Source organism: Peijinzhouia sedimentorum (genome assembly GCF_049340005.1).
GTDB lineage: Bacteria > Bacteroidota > Bacteroidia > Cytophagales > Cyclobacteriaceae > CAXBDP01.
In genome coordinates this window covers 344,990-363,327 of sequence record NZ_JBMPIY010000001.1, presented here as the reverse complement: position 1 = coordinate 363,327, position 18,338 = coordinate 344,990, and the positions used below count along the sequence as shown (strand labels likewise).

Sequence of the window (18,338 nt, the reverse complement as noted above, 5' to 3'; positions counted from 1 at the left end):
GATTAGGCATGAACGGCTTTAGCTTCTTTTTTAACCTCCCGCTTCATTAGATCGACCATGATAGGTGATGCAATAAATATGGAAGAAAAAGTACCGCCGATGATGCCAACAAACAGCGCAAATGAAAATCCTCTAAGAACTTCACCACCAAATATTAACAGCACTAATACGACGACTAGTGTGGTGAATGAGGTAATTAAGGTTCTGCTCAAAGTCTGATTTATTGCTTCATTGATCACTTGTGTTTTTTGACTGGATTTATGATTTTGCAATCGCTCTCTAATCCTGTCGAAAACCACTACGGTGTCGTTAATGGAATACCCAATTACCGTAAGAATAGCGGCCATAAATACTTGATCAATCTCAAAGTTTGCACCCAAACTATTGGCAATGGCAAATGCCGCAATTACAAACATTGCATCATGTATAAGCGCAATAATGGAGGCTAAGGAATATTCCCATTTTCTAAATCTGATTAGAATGTAAATGAATATGGCGATCAGCGACCAAATGATTGCTTTGTAGGAAGAGGACTTGATGTCGTCGGCCACTGAAGCGCCAACTTTTGAAGTGCCTTCAATTTTGAAGGAATCATCTATATTGGATGCGCCATTTTCATTATATGTAAACCCCGTAATATTCTCTAAGCTGCTTACTAATTTATCTTCAACTAGGATATCAGCTTCATTACTGCTTTCATTTACCAAATAGGAGGTAGTGATTTTTACCGTATTGCTCGATCCGTACGTTTTTACTTCGACAGAGCCATCAAATTCATTATCTAGGTCTACTTTTAATTCGGAAGGAATTACGCTTTCGGTAAATCCTACGATATAAGATCGGCCACCTGTAAAATCAACTCCAAGCTTTAATCCATTGAACAAGATTAATATAAGTCCAAGGCCAATAATTGACGTGGAGAATAGATAAGCTATTTTTCTTTTTCCAAGGAAATCAAAATTCAAGTCTTTGATTCGGTTGAAAGCAAGCTTTGTTTCAAAACTGATCTTACTTTGCTCACCTTTCTTGGTAAGGAAATAAAGAATTACTCTTGTGATATAAACGGCTGTGAAAAATGAAGCTACAATACCAATCATAAGTACAACTGCAAAGCCTTTTACAGGTCCTTGGCCTATGCTGTATAATATTGCACCGATAAGGAGAGTCGTTGCATTTGAATCTAATATTGCGCTAAATGCCTTGTCATATCCAAGTTTTATGGATTCTAACAGGCCTTTTCCATTTCGTCGTTCTTCTCGAATTCTTTCGAAAATAAGCACATTGGCATCGATAGACATACCGATTGTTAATACAATACCTGCAATTCCCGGCAGGGTAAGGGCAGTACCGATTTGAGCCAAAATACCAAGGATAAAGAAAATATTGAAGATCAACGCCACATTGGCAACCAAGCCTGCACGGGCGTAATAGCCAAGCATAAATAACACAACTATGCCAAGTCCTGCAATCATAGAGGACAATCCTTGAAATTGAGCTTCTTGACCTAGGGTAGGGCCAATCATGGCTTCTTCCACAATTTGGGTAGGAGCAGGTAATGCGCCAGCTTTCAGAATGTTAGCTAAGTCTTTTGCTTCTTCGATTGTGAAATTCCCTGTGATTTCTGAATTTCCGCCTGGAATCTCACCTTGCACTGTCGGTGCAGTGTAAACGTAGTCGTCCAATACGATGGCAATTCTTCTGCCTTGGTTTTCACCAGTAAGCTTTTTCCATTGGCGAGCACCTTCTGCATTCATTTGCATGCTTACTGCTGGTTTCGAAGTTTGATCCAGCGTCTGCATCGCAGCAGTTACCACATCACCTTCCAATGGAGCTCTTTCACCTCTGGTTGTTTTGATGGCGTATAGCTCCAATACTTCATTTCCAACTTGTGCTGAAGCCGGTTTCACAGCCCATAGAAACTTGGTATTCGATGGGATTACTTGAGCAACTTGCTCGCTATTTAAAAGCTGATTGATTCGCATAGTGTCTTTCAGCAAATAGCTCAGACCATAACCTGGTTGCAGCAATTCAATAAACTCAGAATTCTGATTTTCAAGTTTTTGGCTAGAATCGGTCAAAGCCAATTCCTTTTCCAAATCGGATAAATTGCTTGTATCCAATGAGGTGCTGCTAGGTAATGATTGAGTAATTCCGCTTGCCAACAGTTGGCTATTGATATTTTCGATGGTCGAAGCTATTTCGGAAGTTTCATATACTTCCCAAAACTGTAACTTGGCTACTCCTTGCAGTAGCTTCCGCACTCGCTCTGGGTTGTCAACTCCAGGAAGTTCTATTTGTATCCTCCCGCTGTTTTGTATGCGTTGGATATTTGGATTGGATGTGCCAAATCGATCTATCCTAGTTCTCAAGATATTGAAAGAACGATCTAGCGCATTTTCAACTTCAGCATTAATAATGTTCAAAATTTCCGAATCAGTCGAATTGATCGTAATTCTATCTGCATTCGCTGAATTAGCAAAATACTCGCTCAATGGAATATTAGGCAATTCCTTAGTGAATGATTGATAAAAGTAATCTACAAAATTGCCATTTCCAGTCTTTGACAATTCTACGGCATTTGCTATTGCTGATTGGAGTTTTGAGTCTTCAAGATTACCGGCTAAGCCTTTAATAATCTCAGCTTGTGATACTTCCAAGGTTACATGCATGCCACCCAGCAAATCCAGTCCAAGGCCAAGTTCAGTCTCTTTTACTTCTTTGAAGGTGAAATTTGCACCAAGTATTCTATACACAGGCAACCTCCACACTGAATCGAGATATTGCTGCTTTTTAATAAAATTGACTGTGCCATCAGCTTGAGTGGCCTGGAGTGTTGCTTGTTCGCGCACTCTGCCCGATGCAATGGTAAATGATAGGTAATACAAGCATAAAGCTGTAATCACCAGTGTGATAAACACAATAAAATTCTTGTTTTTCATTTTCTTAATAAAAAATCATCAAAATAATTTAGGAATAGGGTAGGAGTAATTCGTCTGATGGATTCAGATCAATTTTACTCCAGCATTTGATGATGAATTACTAAGGAGCGTTTGTGCAAATAACAAACTCAAGGATTGTCTGCAGGTGAGCTTGAACGCCTAAAACCTGCGGGAGGATAATTTTTTTGGTGAATAATAAATCTCTAAGTGTATAAAGATTTTGGTCTACACTTGTAAATAATTGAAGCTGAAACTGTGCAGGATTTATTACTCTTATTTTGGGTTGAACCGCCTGAAAAGTATCGCTGAAGTTTGAATCTAAGGAAGTTAAATATTCTGAAGAATCGCTAATTTTTACTTCGTGTTCTGCTTGAGCTGTGAGCGAGATAAACAAAAAAGTAACGGCAAGAAAAGTAGCGATACTTTGCTTTAGGATTGGAAGATTTGGAAACCCTAACTTTTTCACGATGCAATGTTAACGTATAAGAATTGAATTCAGTTGAGCGAGATTAATATTTATTTTTTTGAAAATTTAAATGCCTTTATTTTTTAAATTTTGGCCATTATCCTTAATCTCAACAAAGATTAAATCAACGAACAAATTAGAAAGCAGGAGTGTTTTGCAATCGGAAATACCGTTCTAATATTCCCAATCTGAGTGAAAAATATATTCAATCAATAATTTTGATAAGCTAGATAATGACATTGAAAAGCATAAATCCCTACACTGGTGAGCAGATCGCTAGTTATAAGAAACACACAGAAAAAGAATTAAATGAAATCTTAGATCAATCTGCTGAAGCTTATAATAAATGGAAGAAAGTATCCATAGAAGAAAGAGCCAAGCTAATGCTGAAAGCTGCTGAGCTATTAGAAAAAAATGAATCGAAATATGCAAAAACCATCACATTGGAGATGGGCAAACCTCTATCGGAATCAATAGCTGAAATCCAAAAGTGCGCCTGGGTTTGTAAATACTATGCCGAGAATGCAGCAGAATTTCTTCAAAGCAAAACCATTGAAACGGATGCCTATAAAAGCTATGTGAGATACGATCCTCAAGGAACAGTTTTCGCCATAATGCCATGGAATTTCCCATTTTGGCAAGTATTGCGTTTTGCTGCGCCAACTTTAATGGCTGGGAATACGGCGCTTTTAAAGCATGCTTCGAATGTATTTGGCTCAGCTACACATATTGCAGAACTCTTCGTAGAGGCCGGCTTCCCAAAAGGCGTGTTTCAAAATCTATTAATCGATCATGATCAGACGGAAATGGTTGTAAAGCATAGAGCTGTATCTGCGATCACGCTTACTGGAAGTGAAAAGGCAGGTAGTGCTGTGGCAGCTTTGGCTGGCAAATATTTGAAGCGATCCTTGTTGGAGCTTGGCGGCAGCAATGCCTTTATCGTGGCCGAAGATGCCGATATAGATAAAGCGATTGAAATTGGATTGATGGCTCGAATGCGAAACAATGGACAAAGCTGCATTGCAGCCAAGCGCTTTATTTTGGTTGGGAATACATATGAGCGTTTTATGCCAAAATTTAAGGGAGCCGTATCCAAGCTGAAAATTGGTGATCCATTGGAAGAAGGAACGCAAATAAGTGTGCTCGCTAGAGAAGATTTAGCTGAGGATTTGGAAAAGCAGGTGAAAAAATCTGTAGAAATGGGTGCTGAAATATTGATAGGTGGAGAAAGAAAAGGAGCACATTACGAACCGACTATATTGGTGAATGTGCAGCCGGGAATGCCAGCATTTGATGAGGAGACTTTTGGGCCAATGGCCGCAATTATCAAAGCCGCAACTATAGATGAAGCTTTTGAGTTGGCCGCCAAATCTAAATTTGGATTGGGATTGACTTTATTTAGCGAGGATATTGAAAAAGCACAAAGCTATGCTGATAGAGTAGAGGACGGAGCATTTTTTATAAATGAATTGGTGAAGTCAGATCCGAGATTGCCATTTGGAGGGACAAAAATATCTGGCTATGGAAGGGAACTGTCGCGGGAGGGTTTATTGGAATTTGTGAATGTGAAAACAGTCTTCGTAAATAAATAAATCGGAAAATATTGCGGGAGGATTAGCTTTTCTTTTTTCTCCCGCTTTCTTGCTTTATTGGGCATTCAAAATCATTCGTATATTTCGGAATGTTATTAGCCATTGATGCAGGCAATACCAATATCGTATTTGCCATATACACAGGTACAGAATGGACGCGAGAATGGAGATTCGAAACGCATCCTATCGTGCCAGCATTAGAGTATGAAAAATTCCTTCGCTTTTGTTTTCTAGAGAATGGCTTTAAAATCGACCAAATAGATCGAGTAGTAATCAGCACTGTAGTTCCGCAAATCACAGGTATTTTGGAGGATTTGTCCAAGAGAATGTTTGGTATAGAGGCGCTTACAATCGGGATGACTTGTTATCCTCAATTGGAAATCAAACTGAATAACCCCGAAGAAATTGGAACCGATTTGGTGGCGAATGCGGTAGCCGCTTGGACCAGATTCAATAATGCTTGTATCATAGTAGATTTTGGCACTGCTCTTACTTTCACTATTGTAGATTCCAAAGGAAGCGTAATCGGCGTATCCATTGCACCTGGATTGCGCACGGCAGTAAAAGCACTCTCATCTAATACTGCCAAATTGCCATATGTACCATTGGAATTACCTAAAACCGCAATAGGAAATGATACTGTATCTGCCATACAATCAGGTATATTGCTAGGCTACACTTACATGGTTAAAGGAATGATCGGCCGAATTAAATCTGAAGTAAGCGACTCTATGAAAGTAATTGCTACTGGCGGAATGTCCAGCATTCTGCATAATCTGGAAGGTGAATTTGATATAATTGACCGACACCTTACCCTAGATGGAATGCGCATAATAATGGATGCAAACTCATAGATTAACAGGTTTAAATAATATTGTTCATCTTCACAAACTCTCCTTCCTTATTCTAGTTGAAATAAAAATACGCAAACCAATTCAGCTTTTGGCTAGTTAGTTTTATTCCAATCACTTGAAAATCATAGTTAAATAGGTCAATAACATTTTTACTTAAGGCTATTTTTTAGTTTTCAAGGTAAAAATATTTCAGTAAAGTGAAATTTTAACCACTTAGCACTCGTTCTTGGACTGATATTACTGGTTTTCGTTCAAAAGTCAATAATAAATAAGAGCGTTTGAAAAATTGGAATATGAATTGATAATGAAAATCCAGTTTGCCAAAATCAATGACTTTAGATAAACAAACAAAAGTATGGAGAATAAATACACAAAAATTAAAACAATGGTCAGTGTATTCGACCAATACGGAATAGCTCCCGTTTCCAAAGTGAAGAAGAAGGATTTTGTGAATGATTTAGGTTTTGATAAAGTGTATGTAGAAGGTCTGTTCTACGACGTAGAGAGAGCAATGCATGTGGACTTAGATGCTAATGAAGTAGAACTACTTCATACTCCTAATGATTTGATGAATTACATCCTTACAAAATCTAATTAGTCAAAGTTTACAATCGTAATGATTTGAATGCTCCTAAGAATCCGAATTCTTAGGAGCATTTTTCTTTAGAAAAAATCACCTTCCATAAAGCATTGTGTGCACTCAAAAATTTTTGAAAGGTTTTAGATAAAATTTAAAACCTTTTTGGCTTAAATCTGTATTGATAGTATTACTTTTATTTATAGCTTAAAAGCTTTGAGTATGCATGATATACTATCGAAAATGAATGTTCAAGTGAATAATCATATTTACTTGAAGGATCCTGAATCAAGCGAGTTGGGTCGGAAGATTTTGGAAACGAGTATTTCCTTAATTGATGAGCTCGGTTTTGAGGAGTTTACATTTCGCAAACTTGCCAAGGAAATTAATTCTACAGAAGCTTCTATCTATCGCTATTTCGAAAATAAGCATAAGCTTTTACTTTATTTATCATCGTGGTACTGGGGTTGGATGGAGTATAGATTGGCTTTTTGTACTGCCAATATTCAATCTGCTGAGCAGAGACTTGAGAAAGCGATTCAGCTAATAACTGAAAATTTCCAAGAAGCAGAAAATTCTACTCCCATTGATAAGACCAAGCTAAATAGGATTGTAATCTCTGAATCATCAAAATCTTACCTTACAAAAGTGGTAGATCAAGAAAATAAGATTGGTGCATTTGCCGGTTACAAAAAGCTAGTAGCTAAGATCGCGGATATTGTATTAGAGATTAATCCGACCTACAAATACCCGCACATGCTCATATCTACAATTATAGAAGGTGCGCATCTTCAACGGTATTTTTCTGAACATCTTCCAAGGTTGACAGATTCACATAAAGGCGAAGACTCAATTAAGAAGTTTTATAGTAGTCTGGTCTTCAGTTCTATTAAGTATTAAATTTTGTATTCAAGCAATATTTTGCATTCCAAATGGATAATAATTTCAAAAAGACAATAAGTCCAACAGAACGGTTCTGGCGATTACTTAAACCCGATCGCAAGGAAATTCGAGATGTATATATTTATTCCATATTTAATGGTTTGGTGTACTTGGTTATTCCATTGGGTATCCAAGCGATTATTAACTTAATTCAAGGCGGGAGGGTAAGTACAGCATGGATCATCCTAGTGATCTTAGTCGTATTTGGTATTGCGTTGATTGGTATTTTTCAGATTTTCCAACTGAGGATTACAGAGAATCTTGAGCAAAGGATATTCACTAGAGCATCTTTTGAGTTTGTGTATCGCATTCCGAAAATCAAAATGGAGGAACTGTATAAACACTATGCTCCAGAATTGATGAACAGGTTTTTTGATACTCTTACAGTTCAAAAAGGGTTATCCAAGATTCTGATTGAATTCTCAATTGCTTCCCTTCAAATTTTATTTGGACTAATACTATTATCATTTTACAATTCCTTTTTCATCATTTTTGGTCTTATTCTGGTTCTTTTGGTTTTTGCCATATTTAGATTTACAGCACGTAGAGGTTTGGAAACAAGTCTAGAAGAATCTAAACACAAGTACCGTTTGGTTCATTGGCTGGAGGAAGTAGCGCGTACGTCAAATACGTTCCGTATGGCGAGTAATTCTGATTTGGCGCTGAATAAAGCAAATTCTCACGTTGGAGCATACCTAAATGCTCGAGAAAGCCATTTCAAAGTGTTAGTTCAGCAGTATTCAATGTTGGTGATTTTCAGAGTTTTAGTAGCTACTGGATTATTGGCCATTGGGGGCTATTTGGTAATGGATCAGCAATTGAATATTGGGCAATTTGTCGCCGCAGAAATCATCATCTTAATGATTATCAGCTCAGTAGAAAAACTGGTTTTCAATCTGGAAACAATTTATGATGTGCTTACAGCATTAGAAAAAATAGGTCAGGTTACCGATTTGGAGCTGGAGAAGCATAAGGGAATGGACTTGAATCATGAGCTCAATGGAACTGGAATTGATATTGAATTAGATAAAGTATCATTTACCTATCCTGGACAAGATGTACAAGTTTTAAATGATGTGAATCTGAAAATTGCGGGAGGTGAAAAATGGCTTATTACAGGTGAAAATGCCTCTGGAAAAAGCACATTAATTTACCTAATAGCCGGCTTGTATAACTTAAAGAAGGGCAGGTTTTCTGTAAATGACATACCGATAGAAAATTTTAATATGTTATCCTATAGAGCGTTAATAGGTACTTGCTTAAGTTCTGAGCAATTGTTTGAGGGTACAGTATTGGAAAACATACAAGTAGGTAGAGAGGATGCTAGTTTCGAAAATGTAAAATGGGCGGTTAAAAATTTAAACTTATTAGACTATGTCAAGAGTTTGCCAAAAGGATATGACACTCAGCTTGACCCACTTGGTAATAAATTGCCAAAAAGTATTATTCAGAAATTTTTGATTGCGAGATCTATCGTTACTAAGCCTAGACTTTTGCTCCTGGAGGATGCATTTGAGTATCTAGATGAAGAAGACAAAAGGAAAATCATTGATTTTCTATTCTTAGACGAGCATTTATGGACCCTTATCGCAACTTCATCGGATCAATACATGGCCAAATTGGCCGATAATATTGCCATCATGAACAATGGAATGATACAAAGAACTGGAAGCTATCAAGAGTTGAAGCCGTTTTTTAATTCAAAAGGAGGTGATCATGCTTAATATTTCTCCAAATAGTATAATGGACATTGTAGATAAGCAGAAGTTCTCTTCATTTGCTTTGGTTAATAAAAGAAGTACTGGAAAGCTGCTTATTCGACTTCTCACAGTTTTTGCAGGAATTGGATTAGTGTTTATGTTTTTGCCATGGACACAAAATATCCGAGCTGATGGAAAAGTAATTGCTCTAAAACCCGAGCAAAGACCTCAATCAATTCAGTCTGTAATAGGCGGGAGGATCGAAAGTTGGTACGTGCAAGAAGGTGACTATGTAGTTAAAGGCGATACGATCCTTTTCATCTCCGAAGTAAAAGACCAATACTTTGATCCTGAAATTCTGATAAGAACTAATGAGCAGATCGGCTCTAAGCAAAATGCTGTAGAGGCATATTCTAATAAGGTGACTGCATTGGAAAGTCAAATTGCTGCATTACGGGATTCTAGAGAACTTAAACTTCAACAAGCTGAAAATAAAATTACTCAAGCAAGACTGAAGGTTATAAGCGATAGCATAGATTTCGAAGCAGCGAAAATTAATTTTGAGATTGCTAAAAATCAGCAGGATCGAAGTGTAGAATTGCTCGAATCGGGATTAATATCACTGGCAGATTTTGAAAGCAGGAAACTCAAATTTCAACAGGAAAATGCGAAACTTATTTCAGCTGAGAATAAATTGCTTACATCTCGCAATGAGTTGATTAATACAGAAGTTGAAATAAATAGTATTGAAGCAAGCTTTGAAGATGCCATAGCCAAAGCTCAGTCAGACAAGTTTACAGCAATGTCTAATATGTTTGATTCTGAGGCTACAACAAGTAAGCTGCAAAATGAATTTAAAAACTACTCTATTAGGCGCTCTCTTTATTACGTCACAGCTCCGCAAGACGGATATATTACTCAGGTGATTGAATCCGGTATTGGAGAAACAGTGAAAGAAGGTCAGCAGATCTTGACGATTATGCCATCTGAGTATGATTTGGCAGTTGAGATGTTCATCAAACCACTTGACCTCCCGCTCTTACAAAAGGGACAACCAGTGCAAATCCAATTCGATGGTTGGCCAGCAATTGTTTTTTCCGGCTGGCCAAATACAAGTTATGGTACGTATTCGGGCAATGTTTTAGCAATGGACAATTTTGCAAATGCAAATGGTCTTTATAGAATATTAGTTACTCCCGATTCTACAAGCTATCCTTGGCCAGATGCGCTTCGAGTTGGTGCAGGGGCTACAAGTATGGTGCTTCTCAAAGATGTGCCAATCTACTATGAGCTATGGCGTAATATCAACGGTTTCCCGCCAGACTATTACAAACCAGCACCAATGCTAACACAAGGCCAATAATTAAATAATGGCGAAAGATATATTTATTACTCAAGCATCTTTAAGATTTATGTTCAATAAATGGCTTATCGGAATTTTTATACTTCTATGTAGTATGCAATCTTTTGCCCAAGTGGATACTAGTCGCGTATTGGGTTTTGAGGAGTACATGGAAATTGTGATGACCAACCATCCACTTGTTATACAAGCCGACTTGGAAGCAGAAGGAGGTAAAGCTGCTTTACAAAGAGCAAGAGGAAATTTCGATCCAAAAATTGCGGGCAACCTAAATGAGAAGAATTTTAAAGGTGATGAATATTATCGACTGATAGATGCTGGCTTGAAAGTGCCTACATGGTTTGGGATGGAAGTAGTAGGTGGTTATGAGCAAAATCAAGGAGTATATCTAAATTCAGAAAATACTACTCCAGTAAATGGACTAGTATATGCAGGCCTCTCTATGCCAATAGGGCAAGGATTATTAATTGATTATCGAAGAGCAGAATTGCGTAAGGCGCAACTTTTTCAGGAAGTTACTGAGCTAGAGCGGTTAAAATTGCTTAACGAATTGTATTTCGAAGCTGGGAAAGTTTATTGGGACTGGTTTTATAGCTATCATACCTTAAAAATATTCGAAGAAGCTTTGGAGCTGGCTCAAATCCGGTTCGATGGTGTGAAGCAACAAGCAGCAGCGGGATTTCTACCAATGATCGATACTCTAGAAGCTGGAATCCAAGTACAGGATCGCACACTTAATTTTCAGCAAGCGCAATTAGATTTCACCAACTCCACATTACTGGCATCTGTGTATTTGTGGAGTGAAGGCTTTGTGCCTTTAGAGTTGGACGAAAACTTAATACCAAACTCTTTTGAGAATCTTGAATCCTTAGATTTGGAAGAAGCATTTGCCCAATGGGAAACGATGCTGAGGAATCATCCACTGTTGCAGCAATTACAGTTGGAGCTGGAAATGAATAAGATAGATCGGAGATGGAAGCAAGAACAATTGAAGCCTATCGTCAATTTGAAATATAATGCATTAGCAGAATCCTTAAATAATGACCTCTTTACAGCTTACTCAAATAATAATTTTACTTATGGCATTAGCGTGCAAATGCCATTGTTTTTGCGTAAGGAAAGAGCCGAGCTGAAGCTTGCGAAATTCAAAATACAAAGCGTAGAAGCAAAATTTGCTGAACAAGGGGCGAGTCTCAATTTCCAAGCTCAAGCGGCTTTGAATGAAGTTAATACTATTGGTGATCAAGTGAGTTTGTACCGAAGAACTGTTGAAGACTATCTATCCTTACTAGAAGGCGAAAGACAAAAATTTGCGATAGGCGAAAGTTCCTTATTTCTAGTAAACTCACGGGAGCTGGGATATATCAATTCCCAAATCAAACTGATGGACTTGGTGCGCAAGCAACAAAAATCAAGTTTGAAAGTTAATTATGTGCTTGTTCAAGGTATCTAAACGCTAATAATAAAAACACGTTACCAATAGTTGGTTAAGCATTTATTATTAATTCCTATTGTTTATATAGGAATTATATATTTATAATTTTTATTCTTAAATTTGCTGTGAAGGTCAAGCTCAATATTTTATAAAAGGCTGATTATCAATAATAAAATTTGTTAAACTTAAAACTCAATCAATATGTCAATACGATTAGGTGATACTGCTCCTGATTTTAGAATTAATTCTACTCAAGGAGAAATAAGATTTTATGAATGGCTTGGAAATAGCTGGGGTGTATTATTTTCTCATCCGGCTGATTTTACTCCTGTATGCACTACCGAACTGGGCAGAACAGCTAGCTTAGCTGGGGAATTTGCTAAACGTGACGTGAAAGTAATCGCATTAAGTGTTGATGATGTAGAAAGTCACCAAACCTGGATAAAGGACATAGATGAGACGCAAGGGAGTCATGTTAATTTCCCAATCATTGCTGACCCCAATATGGAAGTGGCTATGCTATATGATATGATTCACCCAAATGCTACAGAAAAAACGACGGTGAGATCCGTATTTATTATTGATCCGAACAAGAAAGTAAGACTTACTCTCACTTATCCGGCGTCAACCGGTAGAAATTTCAATGAAATTTTGCGAGTGATAGATAGTTTACAATTGACAGATAGTCATAAGGTAGCTACTCCAGCGGATTGGGAAGTGGGTAAGGATGTTGTAATTCTTCCTTCTATTTCTGATCAAGATGCGAATAAACTTTTTCCTCAAGGTTACCAGAAAATAAAACCATACTTACGGACAACTAAATTATAGTTTACAGAAAAGTTCAACTAAAAAGGTGGCCTAGTAGTATTACCGCCACCTTTTTTTATTTAGGTTGAATTAGAATTTCTTTTTTAGCAGATCGCTTAAGTGTAATCTAAGAGCATTGGCCGAAATACTTATTTCCCAAAAAGAAAGACTAAGCGAAATCATCAATAAAAGTAGACTAAAGCCAAAAAAATAGATGTCCCACATAGGGATTTCAAAAAAGATTAATGTCATTGAAAAAACAGAAAAGAACAGACTCAACACTCCAAACATTTGCATATTTCGGATCAATGTAACTCTCAAGTTTAGGTTTTTTATCTCAAGCGCTGTTCTCTTGCTTTCTGTTTCGTCATAGCTTTTTTTCAATCCACGAACTATCGAAGCAATCGTAAGAAATCTGTTGGTATAGGCCAATAAAATCAGCGAGGTGGCAGAAAATAAGAGAGCGGGTGTTTCAATCGAAATGGTCATATTATTTATTGATTATTAGCGAATTGAAAATTTGAATAGGGCGGGAGGGTAATTATATCCTCCCGCTTTTATTGGATGGTAATATCATATTTGTTCAATAGCCCTACTACCTCCGGAATTGAGAACTTGGCTTTTCTTATTCTATTGAGTTCAGGATTTATACTGTAGTTTTTAGCGGTTCGAAAATCCACTTTTTCTAATATAGTATTTTCAAAAATAGCTCCTTGTAAATCGCAATTGTCGAATACCGCCATTGATAAATCAGCTTCAGCAAAATCTACCTCATGCAAAACTGAGTTTCTAAAATTCGTCTTTTTCAATTTCCTTCGATAAAATGAAGACAAGTTCAATTGGCAATTGTTGATTTCTATTTCAAACAAAAATTCATTACAATTTTGAAAATGCAAACCCAGCATTTTGCAGTCATTGAAAGTTACATCTTTGATTCCTGTGTTTCCGAGTTTGCACATACTCAAATTGCATGAATCGAAGGTACATTCAGTAAAATTGATGTTTGATAAATCAACACTGGATAAATTGCAATTTGTAAATTGGCAATTCTCATAATCGCCTTTAGCCATTAGGTTTTCAGTATAATTTATATTGCTGAAAGTCTCTCCTTCGATTAGTTGCTTGTTCATTTCTAAAGTTGCTTTTAATTATTTCAGCTCCATTAATTTGCTTTAAACTTGTGTGCTCTTTTTCAAAGGTAATTGAGATTTATTGATTTATTAATCCATTCACCTGCCTTTTAAGTTGCTCGGGCTTTATTAATTGGTCATTTTTGCACCTTAATTTTTAGAAATGATGACAGAGAATAGACCATTAATACTTGTGTCAAACGATGACGGAATTACCGCACCGGGTATTCGCATTTTGGTAGAGGCCATGCAAAAGTTGGGGGAAGTTGTAGTAGTTGCTCCTGATAGTCCACAATCAGGAATGGGACATGCGATTACGATTGGCAATACATTACGCCTTTCTCAGGTTGATATTTTCGGTGAAACTGTTGCTTACAAATGCTCCGGTACGCCAGCAGATTGCGTGAAATTAGCCAAACATTGGGTGCTTAAAGACAGGACTCCAGACTTGGTAGTAAGTGGAATTAATCATGGAAGTAATACTTCTATAAGTGTTTTATATTCAGGCACGATGTCGGCTGCGGTTGAGGGTGCAATTGAAGGCCTTCCTTCCATTGGATTTTCGCTTTGTGATTATTCTCATGATGCAGATTTTTCGCATACTGTGGAGTATGTTACCAAGATTGCAGCTCAGGTTTTGAAAACAGGCTTACCAAAAGGCCTTGCATTGAATGTGAATTTCCCACCTAAACGCATTGAGAATATCAAAGGAATTAAGATTTGTCGTCAAGCTCGTGCCAAATGGCAAGAAGAGTTTGATCAGCGATTTGATCCTAATGGTAGAAGATATTTCTGGATGGCAGGAAACTTTGTGAATTTCGATAAAGGGGAAGACAATGATGAATGGGCAATTGCCAACAACTTCGTGTCTGTGGTGCCGGTAGAATTCGATATGACGGCTCACCATGCAATCAGTCAATTAAATGACGATTGGGATATCATTTCAAATTAAAAGAATTTCCAAAAAGAGGGCAGATTATCAGTCCTCTTTTTGCAAGGCTTCAAATTTCTTTTCAGCTGCTGATTTGAAACGTATGCCGTAGCGCATAAAAATATTCAAAGCTGGAGAGGTTTTATCTTCGGGTCTGCCGTAGCCCGGAATTCTGTAAACTGGTAATTCTCCTTCTCCAACCTGCTCAAATTGATACAATATTCTCATCCTAATCAGAAATCCTATATCGAGGTTTTCCATAAATTGCCCTTCAGTACCTAGAACTACTTCAAACCAATCTGCAGTAAAACCATCTCGTCTCAAGCCGATCGGATACTGTTCTAAATAAGGATCTTCACCAAAAAATTGAGCCTGGTCTGAGAAATTTGACTTTCCATATCTTAAGCCACCAAATACTCTATTCGAAGGATCCTTGGCCATTACATAATCTGCACCAGCTCGCATATAAGTGCCAGCTGCTCGGTAATCATTATCATCCAGCACATCTACAGGACTCAAAGCACTTTTGCCAATATCCATTACTACTTGATAGCGGTTTTTGAATTTCACAAAGATGCCAGCTTCGTATTTTGTTTCGAAGCCTAGAAAAAAGGAGCTGAACTTCCCATAATCTACCTGTACACCTAAGGATGAAACAAAAGCGGGAGGAAGCAAAGGTACGTTTGTAGAATTAGCCATTCCTGAGGAGTCAGTAGGAATTTCAGCTCTTAAAGAATCCAATAAATCAGTCTGATTACCGACAGGAGGAATGGTATCAGTAGGCATTTCAGTAATCACATTGCCAAGTGAATCATAACGAACTGGTTGTTGAATTACTTCAGGAATGGTATCAGCAGGTAATTGTTGCTGTGTAACAGGAATCGTATCCTGTGGAATAGAAGCGGGAGGAATACTATCAGGTTGTGTTTTAGGCGGTGGAATAGTGTCATTTCCCGTTTTTGGCGGCGGGATAGTATCCGTCTTAGGCAAAACCACAGGTTTCTCCTGCTTAATAGTGTCTTGCTTTTGCTTTTCGGTCGTTTCTTGGGCAATCGACTGAAAACCAATGAATAAAAATGAAAATAGGAAAATGAGTAAAATCGATTGCTTCATTAGACTGGATCTACATCCAAAATTATGCGTATTTTCTTAAATCTCTTGTCTTGTTCCACTAAATCTACAGCTTTTCTTATTCGCTGCTTTACTTTTTGCAAATTCAGTTCTTTCGAAATTTTCAATAGAATTTCCTGCATATACCAATTTCTGATTTTAGAAATCAAAGGCTCATGTGGAGGATTTTTCTGAATACTGTCTCCCAATTGAGCATTAAGGTGAAGATTTAAGGATTCAGCAGCTTTTTTTGCTTCCAATTTATCTGTTGATTTTACCGTTATATTGATGATACGAGCGTATGGCGGATACAAAAATTCTTGACGTTCCTTCAACTCCAGCTCAAACATTTTGTGGTAATTGTGATTCTTTACCAGCTTCAAAACATCTTGGCTATCGTCCCGAGTTTGGATGATTACTTTGCCTTTATCACCTTTTCGGCCAGCCCTCCCGCTTACTTGTGTCAGCATTTGGAAGGCTCGCTCATGCGATCTGAAATCCGGAAAGTGAATTAGATGATCAGCATCCATCACACCCACCAAACTCACGTGATCGAAATCTAAGCCCTTGCTCACCATTTGAGTACCGATTAGAATATCGATATTTCTAGCTTCAAAGTCATCAATAATTTTCTGGAAACTGTCTTTGCTTCTTGTCGTATCTAGATCCATTCGTTGAAGACGAGCATTTGGAAATAGTAGTTTAGCTTCTTCTTCGATGCGTTCAGTTCCAAAGCCTACCGTCTTCAAATGAGTGCTTTCGCAAACAGCACAATGGCTCGGAACATTGCTTTTGAATCCACAATAATGGCAGCGCATTTCTCCTGCATATTGGTGGAAAGTAAGGCTCACTGCGCAGGACTCACATTTCGGTATCCAACTGCATTCCTCACAACTGAGATATGGCGAATACCCTCTGCGGTTTTGGAAAAGGATTACCTGCTTTTTGTTCTCAAGTTGCTCCTCAATAGCTAGCTTCAGTTCCGTCCCAAAATTGAATATGTCCTTCTTCTCCAGTTTATGTTTGCGTACATCCGAAAGCTGAATATCGGGAAGAGGAATTTCACCAAATCTGCTTTTTAGATTTACTAAACCATATTTTCCTTCTTGTGCATTGTGGAACGTCTCAATAGAAGGGGTGGCAGAACTTAGGATGCATCTGCATTGGTGAAAGCGCGCCAAGACCAATGCCATATCGCGTGCATGATAGCGAGGCGCAGGATCATACTGTTTGAATGAAGCTTCATGCTCCTCGTCAACGATAATCAATCCTAAATTATTGAATGGCAAAAAGATAGATGAGCGAACGCCGGCAACGATAGGTAATTTATCATCCAATACACCTTTCCAAACTTCCACTCTTTCGTTATCGCTGAAACGGCTATGATAGACACCCAGATCATTACCAAAATGCTTTTTTAACCGGCCTACCATTTGGGTTGTGAGGGCAATTTCAGGCATTAGATAAAGCACTTGATGACCGCTATCAATCACTTCTCTGATCAGTTCAATAAGGATGGCCGTTTTGCCGCTTCCTGTAATGCCGTGTAGCAAAATGGCGTCTTGTTCCTCCATTTGCTGGAGAATTTCCTCCTTGGCAGTTTTCTGCGCAGCATTGAGTTCCAATTCCGGAATGTTCTCCAAATTGATTTCATCCAATCTAGAAACCTGAATGAAAAACTCCTCTAATACATTATTCTTGATAAGTGTTTGTACAGATGAATTGGAAAGCTCTTCTGTTTGCAAGCGATTCTTTTCTAACCCGGTTTCATTCAGTTCAGCTTTTTGAAATACCGGAACCTCCCGCAAATATTTTAAGATAACTTCCTGCTGTTTAGGCTTTTTCTCTAAATCATCCAGCAAGGTTTTCAAGGCAGATTTATCCTCAATAAAGCGCTGATTGAGTCGTACTTTCTTAATTCTCTTGGGCGAATAGCGATCCTTTACTTTCTCGAATACTATTATGGCATTTTCTGCCAAAAGAGCTTTGATCACCGGATATGGGTTTTTTAGATGCGAAATTGCCGCAACTTCATCGAAACTCAAATTGCCCTTTTCTGCTAAATTCATTAAAACGGATAGCTCTCTTTCGGGCAATGAGCCTTCAGCTGATGCTAGGTCATAATCCGGATGTAATTGAAGCATGGACTCACTACTCACCTTGAGCCCGGATGGGAGAGCTGCTTGCAGTGCATCACCGATTCCAGCCATGTAGTAATTGGCCATCCATTTTAGGAAATCCAATTGTTGTGAAGTGAAAATAGGTTTACTATCGGGCAAATCAATAATCTCCTTGGCTTCATAATGAATTGGTGCTTCATTATGTATTCCATCAACTACACCAGCATAAATTTTCTTCTTGCCAAAAGGAACAATCACTCTCATCCCTCTTTTCACCAAACCTTCCATATGAGATGGAATCAAATAGGTAAAAGTGACTGAAAAGGGAAGCGGGAGGATAACTTCCGCATAGGATGGAATTTCTTTGGACATCAA

At 37.9% G+C, this 18,338-nt stretch carries 15 protein-coding genes; 9 read left to right on the top strand and 6 right to left on the bottom strand.

What is annotated here, in order from left to right; translation table 11 throughout:
* Nucleotides 1-2: 2 nt before the first annotated feature.
* Together secDF and ACOXY8_RS01650 are read right to left on the bottom strand one after the other, a co-directional pair.
* Nucleotides 3-2,939, bottom strand: a complete 2,937-nt coding sequence (gene secDF, locus ACOXY8_RS01655; RefSeq protein ID WP_458329819.1) for a protein translocase subunit SecDF — start codon at nucleotides 2,937-2,939, stop codon at nucleotides 3-5.
* A gap of 100 nt (nucleotides 2,940-3,039) precedes the next feature.
* Nucleotides 3,040-3,405, bottom strand: a complete 366-nt coding sequence (locus tag ACOXY8_RS01650; RefSeq protein ID WP_458329818.1) for a hypothetical protein — start codon at nucleotides 3,403-3,405, stop codon at nucleotides 3,040-3,042.
* Between the two features lie 233 nt (nucleotides 3,406-3,638).
* Here ACOXY8_RS01650 and ACOXY8_RS01645 point away from each other — a divergent pair, with 233 nt between their 5' ends.
* From ACOXY8_RS01645 to ACOXY8_RS01610, 8 genes are all read left to right on the top strand, one after another.
* Nucleotides 3,639-4,997 carry an NAD-dependent succinate-semialdehyde dehydrogenase gene (locus tag ACOXY8_RS01645; protein ID WP_458329817.1) on the top strand — a complete coding sequence of 453 codons (1,359 nt, stop codon included), beginning with the start codon at nucleotides 3,639-3,641 and terminating at the stop codon, nucleotides 4,995-4,997.
* A gap of 89 nt (nucleotides 4,998-5,086) precedes the next feature.
* Nucleotides 5,087-5,851, top strand: coding sequence for a type III pantothenate kinase (locus ACOXY8_RS01640; RefSeq protein WP_458329816.1), 765 nt, complete (start codon nucleotides 5,087-5,089; stop codon nucleotides 5,849-5,851).
* Between the two features lie 355 nt (nucleotides 5,852-6,206).
* The gene (locus ACOXY8_RS01635; RefSeq protein ID WP_458329815.1) at nucleotides 6,207-6,449 is read left to right on the top strand and encodes a hypothetical protein; all 243 of its coding nucleotides are present in this window, start codon (nucleotides 6,207-6,209) and stop codon (nucleotides 6,447-6,449) included.
* 201 nt (nucleotides 6,450-6,650) lie between these two features.
* Nucleotides 6,651-7,328, top strand: coding sequence for a TetR/AcrR family transcriptional regulator (locus ACOXY8_RS01630; RefSeq protein ID WP_458329814.1), 678 nt, complete (start codon nucleotides 6,651-6,653; stop codon nucleotides 7,326-7,328).
* Nucleotides 7,329-7,360: 32 nt separating this feature from the next.
* On the top strand, nucleotides 7,361-9,094 hold the full coding sequence (locus ACOXY8_RS01625) for a peptidase domain-containing ABC transporter (RefSeq protein ID WP_458329813.1): 1,734 nt from the start codon (nucleotides 7,361-7,363) through the stop codon (nucleotides 9,092-9,094).
* The gene (locus ACOXY8_RS01620) at nucleotides 9,087-10,433 is read left to right on the top strand and encodes an HlyD family secretion protein (protein WP_458329812.1); all 1,347 of its coding nucleotides are present in this window, start codon (nucleotides 9,087-9,089) and stop codon (nucleotides 10,431-10,433) included. The genes ACOXY8_RS01625 and ACOXY8_RS01620 overlap by 8 nt, the downstream gene beginning before the upstream one ends.
* Nucleotides 10,434-10,440: 7 nt before the next feature.
* Complete coding sequence (locus tag ACOXY8_RS01615) at nucleotides 10,441-11,883, top strand: TolC family protein (protein ID WP_458329811.1); 1,443 nt, start codon at nucleotides 10,441-10,443, stop codon at nucleotides 11,881-11,883.
* A 183-nt stretch (nucleotides 11,884-12,066) separates the two neighbouring features.
* On the top strand, nucleotides 12,067-12,693 hold the full coding sequence (locus ACOXY8_RS01610) for a peroxiredoxin (RefSeq protein WP_458329810.1): 627 nt from the start codon (nucleotides 12,067-12,069) through the stop codon (nucleotides 12,691-12,693).
* A 69-nt stretch (nucleotides 12,694-12,762) separates the two neighbouring features.
* Here ACOXY8_RS01610 and ACOXY8_RS01605 read toward each other — a convergent pair whose 3' ends face one another.
* Nucleotides 12,763-13,161, bottom strand: a complete 399-nt coding sequence (locus ACOXY8_RS01605; protein ID WP_458329809.1) for a DUF2721 domain-containing protein — start codon at nucleotides 13,159-13,161, stop codon at nucleotides 12,763-12,765.
* A gap of 68 nt (nucleotides 13,162-13,229) precedes the next feature.
* Nucleotides 13,230-13,802, bottom strand: coding sequence for a pentapeptide repeat-containing protein (locus ACOXY8_RS01600; RefSeq protein WP_458329808.1), 573 nt, complete (start codon nucleotides 13,800-13,802; stop codon nucleotides 13,230-13,232).
* A gap of 163 nt (nucleotides 13,803-13,965) precedes the next feature.
* On the opposite strand from ACOXY8_RS01600, the gene surE reads away from it, so the two are divergent.
* Complete coding sequence (surE, locus tag ACOXY8_RS01595; RefSeq protein WP_458329807.1) at nucleotides 13,966-14,754, top strand: 5'/3'-nucleotidase SurE; 789 nt, start codon at nucleotides 13,966-13,968, stop codon at nucleotides 14,752-14,754.
* A gap of 27 nt (nucleotides 14,755-14,781) precedes the next feature.
* On the opposite strand, the gene ACOXY8_RS01590 is transcribed toward surE, so the two are convergent.
* The gene (locus tag ACOXY8_RS01590) at nucleotides 14,782-15,846 is read right to left on the bottom strand and encodes a DUF6048 family protein (protein WP_458329806.1); all 1,065 of its coding nucleotides are present in this window, start codon (nucleotides 15,844-15,846) and stop codon (nucleotides 14,782-14,784) included.
* Nucleotides 15,846-18,335: a replication restart helicase PriA gene (priA, locus tag ACOXY8_RS01585; protein ID WP_458329805.1), complete on the bottom strand. Its 2,490-nt coding sequence runs from the start codon at nucleotides 18,333-18,335 to the stop codon at nucleotides 15,846-15,848. The genes ACOXY8_RS01590 and priA overlap by 1 nt, the downstream gene beginning before the upstream one ends.
* Nucleotides 18,336-18,338: the final 3 nt, after the last annotated feature.